This window comes from Lactobacillus sp. OTU4228, from assembly GCF_001006945.1.
In the GTDB taxonomy this organism is placed as follows: Bacteria; Bacillota; Bacilli; order Lactobacillales; family Lactobacillaceae; genus Lactobacillus; species Lactobacillus amylovorus.
Map to the genome: position 1 here is coordinate 22,736 of NZ_CDLD01000002.1, position 8,803 is coordinate 31,538.

The window sequence follows — 8,803 nt, forward strand, 5'->3', positions numbered from 1 at the left end:
TAACGATTTTAATAAGATATAGGAAGCAGGTCAGCGATGATTTGCTTTTTTTGTTATAATACACTCAATGTGAATTTACATATAGGTATGACTTATGGAGAAAAAAAGACAATATCGTCCGAAAAGCACGCGAGTGCAAAATCATAAATATCGAAAACACCACATTTGGCCGTGGATTGTTGGTTTAGTTGTGCTAGCTGCAGTTGGCGCAGCAATTGCGTACTTTACTTCTGTTTACTTTAAAACGAAGAATGCAGTTGATAAGACCTATGATCCCCATACTGCAGTGAAAACTACAGGTGAATTTAATGGAAAGAAATGTTTTGCCGTTTTACTGATGGGTACGGATACCGGTGCCTTGGATAGAACGGAAAAGCGGGGTAGAACCGATACCATGATTTTAGCTGTAGTTAACCCTGCAAAGAAGCGCTACACGCTGATTTCTATTCCGCGTGATACGATGGCACAGATGATTGATGCCGATTCTTTCCAAACTGAAAAGATCAATGCCGCGTATGAACTCGGCGGTGCCAAGATGTCAATGGACAGCGTTTCGAAATTGATTAATGTGCCGATTAAGTATTATGCCGTGGTTAACATGGGCGGAATCATGAAGATGATCCGTTATGTTGGCGGTATTAACATTCGGCCAGCGCTCAGTTTTGAATATGGCGGTTATATCTTTAAGAAGGGCAAATTAACGCACATGGGCGGTGCCGGCGCACTGGCCTACTCGAGAATGCGTTATGATGACCCACGCGGCGACTACGGCCGACAAGAAAGACAGCGTCAAGTGATTACGACTTTGATCAAAAAGGCAATCTCTGTCAGTTCGCTGTCGAATCTTGATTCGATCTTAACGTCGGTATCAAGCAACGTCCGCACTAACTTGCCATTTAGCGCTTTGCAACAGATCGCGACGAATTATCGTGGCTGTGCGAAGACGTCTTCTAGCGACTATCTGCATGGCTATAATGCGATGATTGATGATGCTTCATATCAAGTTCAACCAACTAGCGAATTGCAGCGAATTTCTGATAAGGTTCGCACAGAACTAGGTCTTGAAAAAGAAACCATCAGCAATAACGAAACTTACCAAAATGAGCGCAATATTGCTCATGGCTTTAGTTTCAAGAGCGATAAGACGCAAGACTATCATATTTATGACTACACGGGAGATGATGATAATTGATGACGCCTATTTATGCGACACTGATCGGTTATCTCTTTGGTAATTTTCTGACTGCGATGGTTGTCGGAAAAATCTTTTTGAAAATAAATCCTACTCAATATGGTTCACATAATCCTGGAACAGCCAATATGGGTGCTGTTTTTGGTAAAAAATGGGGCATCTTAACATGTCTCGGTGATTTGCTTAAAAGCTTAATTGCCTTATTTATTGTTTACTTTGCTTTTCCAGGTCACATTAACATTGCTTTTGCCGGACTCGGCTTGATTTTAGGACATTGCTTTCCATTCTGGAATCATTTCCAAGGCGGCAAGGGAGTTGCGGTTGCAGCTCAGATCACAGTGTTCTATGATTGGAAGGCTGGTTTTGCGACATTACTGGTGGCCCTCGTGCTGACAGCAATCATGCAAAATTTGACGATTCCGCCTTTAGTGTTTATGCTTTTATTCAGTGTTTATGAATTTCTGCAAAACCAAGAGGCAGGAATCATCTTCATGGTGATTACTTTAATCATGGTCTTCAAGTTTTGGAAGGATATCGTAGATTTCTTTACCGGCCATGGCAAGAAGGTCGATATTTTATACTCGATCAAGAAGAAGCTTGGGATCAAGAGTAAGTAATGGCAAAAAAGAATTTTTTAGTAAGGACATAGACTAAGAAAATGAGTGAGATTAAGAATAAAAAATCACTAGGTGTTGTCCAAATTATCTGTATAATTGTGGCAGCATTTTTCATGCTAGTGCAAATGTTCTCATGGGGTAGCCTGTTTGGTAGACTTCCACTCAGCACTTTAATGAGATACATCCCTGGACTGCTAGACTGCAGCACGATGGTGCTTGTGCCAATGGTCTTTGGGGCTGTTTACAGCAAGAAGAAGGTCCATCCAACTGAGGCCTTCAGATTCTGGATTATGGCAGTTGTCACACTAGTATTGCTGTATTTGGTCAACTTTATGAAGCGACCAGGCAGCTTTAATATGTGGAAGTTGTGGGGCGTATTTTTCCCAGTACTAACTAGTACATCAGTACTACTTGCTGGATTAATCTTCAGTATGTTGGCTCAGCCATACATCTATGAACTGCAACATCGCATTACTACTAAGCAAAACTTGCTTTTGCTTAGTGCATTGACTTTGGTAGGATTTGCCACTAACGCTGGTACAATGATTTTCAACTACTCCATCTATGGTATTTACCTAATCTTGTACTTCGCATGGGGTATGTTTTTAGCTAATGTCAAAATCCCTAAGAAGGTATTTGGCTGGACGATTGGTGCCGGCATCGTATCATTCTTTGTAATGTTCATCGGTGTTCCCGGATTTAACGGTGTTTACTGGTACCAACGTTTATCTGGTCGTAGTGGTGTTTATTCTTGGAATCCAAGATTCTTAAGCAACGTTACATCACCATTTCTATTCTTAATGGTTCTTGCCGCATTTTTGATTTTTAGAAAAGTAATCGTTAGTTTCTCTGCTAAGGAAATACGCTTCTTTATTCCGGTTGTAATCTTTATGGATGCCCCAATTATCGGCGGCTTTGTAAGATCATTCCGCTTCACTAACAGCGCCGGATTTAACAAGTTCTTGATGATTATCATCATGACGATTGCGGCCTTTATTTTGGACTATTTGTATGAACGATATCTGTTCAAATTTAAGCCGGTCAAAAATGCAATTACATTCTTTAATAAACATGATAATCTGGCGCAAATTGTCGAAGATCTCTGGGGCAAGTTTACTGCTTGGGTTGTAGAAAACAGAGTAAGACTTCTTACTTGGGGTTGGTTCTACATCTTGAGTTTCGTCTCATTCTTGATCGAATCAGACAATTTACGTATTCAAATTACTACTGCTACAGACATCAACGCAGTTATCTTCTTGCTCGGGACTAGATTCTTCGCCATCATTTTGACGGCTATCTTCCTTGACGCAATGTTTGCGATCTTCTACTTCATTACTACGCGTTACTGGACTTCAACAGTTTTAGTCAGCGTAATTACTATTGGTTGGGCTATTGCCAACAAGATTAAGTTGAACCTTCGTGGTGAACCAATTTACCCAACCGAAATTGACGAAATCGTAAACTGGAAGACCTTGCTTCCAATGGTTGGTCAAAAGACAGTCATTATGGTTGCCGTTGCATTGGTCATTATCATTGCATTATGTGTCTTCCTTGAAATCAAGTTTCCAATTAAGAAAAAGGGTTCATGGAAACGTCGTGGTATTTGGGCATTACTCAGCTTGCTCTTATTCATGACACCAATGCGCTTTAACCACGATGGCGGTATGATCTACCACATCAACCGTGGTTTTGACAACAAGCAATCATTCAGAAACCCTGAACGTGATATTCAAATTAACGGTCCATTATTGAACTTCTTGAACTACTTCGACTTGCAAATTATGAACAAGCCAGCCAACTATTCAGAATCTACAATCAAGCATTTGGACCAAAAGTACAGCAAACTTGCTGATAAAATTAACAAGACAAGAAAGAATACTTTAAAGGATCAAACTATTGTCTACAACTTGAGTGAAAGTTTTGTTGATCCATATACTTTCCCAACAATTAAGATTGATCCAAAAACTCCAAACCCAGTTAAGTTTATCCAATCAATGAAGAAACGTGCCACATACGGTAGCATGCTTAGTGCCGGTTACGGTGGTGGTACTGCCAACATGGAATGGGAAACTTTGACCGGATTCAACATGGGTATGTTCAAGTCAACCTTGACTCCATATGTACAAATCGTACCAAACTACGACTTCTACCCAACCATTGGTATGGACTTCAACTACAAGTCAGCTGTTCACCCATTCATTGGTACTTACTACTCAAGAGTAGAAGACTACAAGAGATTTAAGTTTAACAAGTTCGTTTACCTTGGTTCTAAATACAAGATCATTGATCAAAAGAAACTTGGTAAGAGTACTTACAACTCTGACTTCACTGCTTATGCTAACGGTTTGAAACAAATCAACAGCATGAAGGGTGGTCAATTCATTAACTTGATCTCAATTCAAAACCACATGCCTTACAACAACTGGTATCCAAACAACGAATACATGGGCAAGGTATCTGGTGAACTCTTCAACACTGCTGCCGTTCGTGAACAAATGGCAACTTACATCAAGGGTACGCAATACACCGACAAGGCAGTTAAGAAGTTTATTGGTCAAATCGATAAGATCAAGAAGCCAATTACTATTGTCTTCTACGGTGACCACTACCCAAGCATCTTGTCACAAAACTATACTGGCAAGTATCCAGTTCAAATGCACTCAACTCGCTACTTCATTTACTCAAACAAGTACGCAAGAGAACATGGTGCTAAGAACAAGTTGACCCACAACACTAACTTCGTCAACACTAGTGACTTCACTGCTATGATGCTTGAACAAACAAACAGTAAGGTAACTCCTTACCAAGCACTTTTGACTGAAGTTCACGAGAAGCTTCCTGCAATTACCATTAACTTCAATGGTGACAAGGGCTTCCAATTGGTTGACCAAAAGGGTCACTTTGTAGATCCTAAGAAGTTGACTTCAGAACAACAAGCTATATTGAACGATTACGAAATGGTTCAATATGATATGACCGCTGGTCAAGCTTATGGTTTGAAGGCTAAGGGCTTCTACAAGATGAACAATTAAAATAAATAAGAAAAGGACTAGAGCACTGCTTTAGTCCTTTTTGTTTATGTAATGATAAAATAATAGATATGAGTATAAAGATTAAAAGGTGAAAACAATGAAGAGAATTTTAGCAATGGCACTTGCTAGTGTTGCTGGTTTAACCTTTATGTCTACACCGGTTAACGCTGCAAGCAAACCAAATATGGTAATTGGTCAACGTAAAACTTTACAAAAGGGTCAAAGATATCATTTTTACATTAATGCGGCCGGTCGTGTCCGAATTAACGGTAATGCTAAGTTTACGATGACCAATAGTTCACGCAACAAAATTGCCAACTATGGTTCAAGCAAGAACCAAGTATTTTATTTGCGCAAGGGTAACTATTATTTAACCCCAACTAATACGGCTAGCGTTAACTCTAACTTTACGAATTTAACTAAGATTCGCAAAGATTTTGAAACAGTAGTTGAGACTAAGAAGAACGTCAATGATGTAAATCATCCAATGGAAATCAAGAGTGGTGATCATATCAAGGGGATGCTAGGCTTCTACAACTACGATGAAACTGATGCTTATACGTTTAAATTGGATGAGCCTTCCAAAGTAACTTTTGACGTTAATGCTTTGCCAATCTACCCAGGCCATTACCAATATTACAGTTTGCGTTGGAAACTTAATAGTAACGGCTATCCATTGAACATCTTTACTAAGGAAAAGAGCCAAAAAATTGTTTACAATTTGCCTCAAGGTACTTATACAGTAAGATTGTCTAATCTACGTGGTCGGTATAACTTTGATTTCAAGATTGAAGATGGTAGTGATACTGTCCCAAGTGCATCTAAGATTAAATCAGTTACCGATGAAAAGGATGCTGTACGAGTTAATGTAGCTCAAGCGGATAATGCCAAGAAATATGAATTAATGTTCACCCAAAAGGCAACTAACGGTAATGCCACTATTGGTATTCCATTCCAAAATGAAAGACTTGTAGGTCAAGCATTAGGTACAAGCACAACAATAGTAACTGATCCAGTTTTTCATAATCCTTCATACGGCATGACTTTTAAGCCAGTTGATGGACAAACATATTTAGTGCGTGTACGTGGCATAAATAGTGACACTTATCGTGGTCCAATCGATGCAGACAAAACACCAGTAGGTGAATGGTCAGATCCATATGAATTTACCTACCATGCACCTAAAAATTAAATTAAACGGTTGACTAAAACCGTTTTTCTAGTTAAGATCGTACTTAACGATAAGTAGCAAATCGATTCGGCGTTCAGAGAACTAGCGGTTGGTGTGAGCTAGACAGGTCGATTTTGACGAAATACTGATAGGGTGGTTTCTTTATCAACCGATAGAGATGCCGAATAGGCATGAACGTGGGTGGTACCACGGCTAAAGATGATAATTAGTCGTCCCTTGAGATTTATTCTCGAGGGGCGTTTTTTATTGGAGGAAAAATATGGCAAAATTTGATATTTTAGAAGACTTAAAGTGGCGCGGCGCCATTAACCAACAAACTGACGAAGAAGGCTTAAAGAAGTACTTGGCTGAACACGATGATTTGGCCCTTTACTGTGGTACTGACCCAACTGGTGACTCACTTCACATCGGTCACCTTATTCCATTCATGATCTTGAAGAGATTCCAAATGGCAGGTTACCACCCAGTAATCTTAATCGGTGGTGGTACTGGTGCAATCGGTGACCCATCAGGCCGTAAGACTGAACGTGTTCTTCAAACTGCTGACCAAGTTAAGCACAACGAAGAAAGTTTGACTAACCAAATGAAGAAGTTGTTTGGTACTGAAAACTTCGAAATTCGTGATAACGCAGAATGGCTTGGCAAGCTTAATTTGATCGACTTCTTGCGTGACTACGGTAAGTACTTCCAAGTTAACAACATGATCAACAAGGATGTTGTTGCTAGCCGTCTTGAAAATGGTATTTCATTCACTGAATTCACTTACCAAATTTTGCAAGCCATCGACTTTTACCACTTGAACAAGGAAGATGGCGTTCAATTACAAATTGGTGGTAGTGACCAATGGGGTAACATCACCGCTGGTATCGACTTGATCCACAAGCTTGAAGGTGCAGATCGTCCAGCATTTGGTTTGACCATTCCATTGATGCTTAAGGCTGACGGTACTAAGTTTGGTAAGTCAGCTGGTGGTGCTGTCTGGCTTGACCCAGAAAAGACTAGTCCTTACGAATTCTACCAATTCTGGATTAACCAAGACGATCGTGACGTTGTTAAGTACCTTAAGTACTTCACTTTCCTTAGCCATGAAGAAATCGAAGATTTGGCTGAAAAGACTGAAAAGGAACCTTGGAAGCGTGCTGCTCAAAAGAAACTTGCTGAAGAAGTTACTAAGTTCGTTCACGGTGAAGCTGGTTTGAAGGAAGCTCAAATGATCACCGACGCTTTGTTCTCAGGTGACATCAAGAACTTATCAGTACCTCAAATCGAACAAGGTTTGAAGAATGCTCCAAGTGCTGAAGCAGGTAGCGAAAAGAAGAACTTGGTTGACTTCTTAGTTGATACCAAGATCGAACCTTCAAAGCGTCAAGCTCGTGAAGACATCAAGAACGGTGCTATTTACGTTAACGGTGACCGTGAACAAAGCGTAGACTTCGACGTTGATCCATCAAGCGCCTTTGATGGGAAGTACGTAATTATCCGTAAGGGTAAGAGAAAGTACACTTTGGTAACTATCAAATAATTAAAGATATATTTTTAAAGCAAAATACAGTATCGAAAATAGAGGGTTAAACCTTCTATTTTTTTGTCTTTTTTAGTGCTATACGATATTTAAAAAATATTTTTTATGCTGAAATTGGTCTAATTTTGCCTAAAAAGTGGAATAATTTACTTAAAGTCTGCCTGTTATTTTATTTATTTCTAAAAGCTTTCATGAAAGTTATTTCAAGTTTGGTAATTGGTTTAAGTCTTGTCGGTGTCGGCAGTGGTGTTGCACAAGCTACTTCATTCACTGCTCCTAAGTTAGGAACTGCAGAAGTTGTTCCAACTGACCCTTCAATTAAGAAAGGCGACAAGGTCTTCGTAGTTGTAAAAGATACTAAGAATCAAAAAGTTGCTATTTACAACCAAAACGCTAAGAAGACCGGTGCTAAGGTTACCATGGGTTCAACTTACACCGCTAAGGCAGTTAAGAAGGTTGACAGCAAGAAGATTGTTAAGATCAACAAGAGTCAATGGTTGAACAGCAAGGACGTTGTTAAGAACTAAATTTAATGAAAAACGCCCGAAAATCCCCGTATTTTAATGCGGGGATGGATAGGGCCAAGCTGACCTAGCAGTCAGCTTTTTTTATTCTAAAAATAGAGACATATGTTCGCTTATCCTGTAAAATATAAATATCTAATCTATGAGGAGGTGAAATACATGAAAAGAATGAGCAGTTTAGCCTATCATTTTGGCGTTAAGCTTCGCTTTTATCCTAGTTCTAAGCAAAAGAAAATCATCAAGCTAAACTATGATGCGCAGCGCTTTGTTTACAACTCTTATGTAGGACGCAATCGAAGCAATTATCATGCTAAGCACTACTTAGCTGTTAGACAATATCAAGCAATGCCTTTTGCCTTTTCTATTCTTAATAATTATGAGACTAGGTTGGCAGAAGAAGTAGTCACTAATAGCGAACTATTGGATAAGCCAAGGAATATTCGTGATACTTATAGCTTTTTGCGTGTTAAAGAAATTGATAGCCTCGCTATTGCCAACGCCATTCAAAATTATCAGAAAGCTTGGAACAACTATCGCAAGATTGGTTATGGAATTCCGACTTTTCACAAAAAACGCAGCGACTGGTCATATCAGACTAACTGTCAATATCCTAAGCAGTCAGAAGCCTATCTTGATAACGGGACAGCTAGATTTATTGATGCTAAACATATTAAATTGCCTAAGCTGGGAATTGTCCGCATTGCTGGTTTTAGAAAACTGATTA

At 39.4% G+C, this 8,803-nt stretch carries 7 protein-coding genes; all 7 read left to right on the forward strand.

Annotated features, from left to right (window positions below; translation table 11 throughout):
- Positions 1-94: 94 nt before the first annotated feature.
- Positions 95-1,192, forward strand: a complete 1,098-nt coding sequence (locus tag BN1206_RS00625) for an LCP family glycopolymer transferase (protein WP_052542734.1) — start codon at positions 95-97, stop codon at positions 1,190-1,192.
- On the forward strand, positions 1,192-1,809 hold the full coding sequence (locus BN1206_RS00630; protein ID WP_052542736.1) for a glycerol-3-phosphate acyltransferase: 618 nt from the start codon (positions 1,192-1,194) through the stop codon (positions 1,807-1,809). Before BN1206_RS00625 ends, BN1206_RS00630 begins: the two co-directional genes overlap by 1 nt.
- A gap of 41 nt (positions 1,810-1,850) precedes the next feature.
- Complete coding sequence (locus BN1206_RS00635) at positions 1,851-4,841, forward strand: LTA synthase family protein (RefSeq protein ID WP_052542738.1); 2,991 nt, start codon at positions 1,851-1,853, stop codon at positions 4,839-4,841.
- 97 nt (positions 4,842-4,938) lie between these two features.
- Complete coding sequence (locus BN1206_RS00640) at positions 4,939-6,033, forward strand: hypothetical protein (protein ID WP_052542739.1); 1,095 nt, start codon at positions 4,939-4,941, stop codon at positions 6,031-6,033.
- Positions 6,034-6,292: 259 nt separating this feature from the next.
- Positions 6,293-7,555: a tyrosine--tRNA ligase gene (tyrS, locus tag BN1206_RS00645; protein ID WP_013437047.1), complete on the forward strand. Its 1,263-nt coding sequence runs from the start codon at positions 6,293-6,295 to the stop codon at positions 7,553-7,555.
- A 191-nt stretch (positions 7,556-7,746) separates the two neighbouring features.
- Entirely contained in the window at positions 7,747-8,082 is a 336-nt protein-coding gene (locus tag BN1206_RS00650) for a hypothetical protein (protein WP_052542741.1), read from the forward strand.
- 156 nt (positions 8,083-8,238) lie between these two features.
- The coding region (locus tag BN1206_RS00655) for a helix-turn-helix domain-containing protein (protein WP_156172723.1) at positions 8,239-8,803 on the forward strand (565 nt) is incomplete at its 3' end.

What these genes read in the sequence shown, in the direction of transcription:
- BN1206_RS00625 (WP_052542734.1), top strand. Translation starts at nt 95, where the DNA reads ATGGAGAAAAAAAGACAATATCGTCCGAAAAGCACGCGAGTGCAAAAT.
- BN1206_RS00630 (WP_052542736.1), top strand. Translation starts at nt 1,192, where the DNA reads ATGACGCCTATTTATGCGACACTGATCGGTTATCTCTTTGGTAATTTT.
- BN1206_RS00635 (WP_052542738.1), top strand. Translation starts at nt 1,851, where the DNA reads ATGAGTGAGATTAAGAATAAAAAATCACTAGGTGTTGTCCAAATTATC.
- BN1206_RS00640 (WP_052542739.1), top strand. Translation starts at nt 4,939, where the DNA reads ATGAAGAGAATTTTAGCAATGGCACTTGCTAGTGTTGCTGGTTTAACC.
- tyrS (WP_013437047.1), top strand. Translation starts at nt 6,293, where the DNA reads ATGGCAAAATTTGATATTTTAGAAGACTTAAAGTGGCGCGGCGCCATT.
- BN1206_RS00650 (WP_052542741.1), top strand. Translation starts at nt 7,747, where the DNA reads ATGAAAGTTATTTCAAGTTTGGTAATTGGTTTAAGTCTTGTCGGTGTC.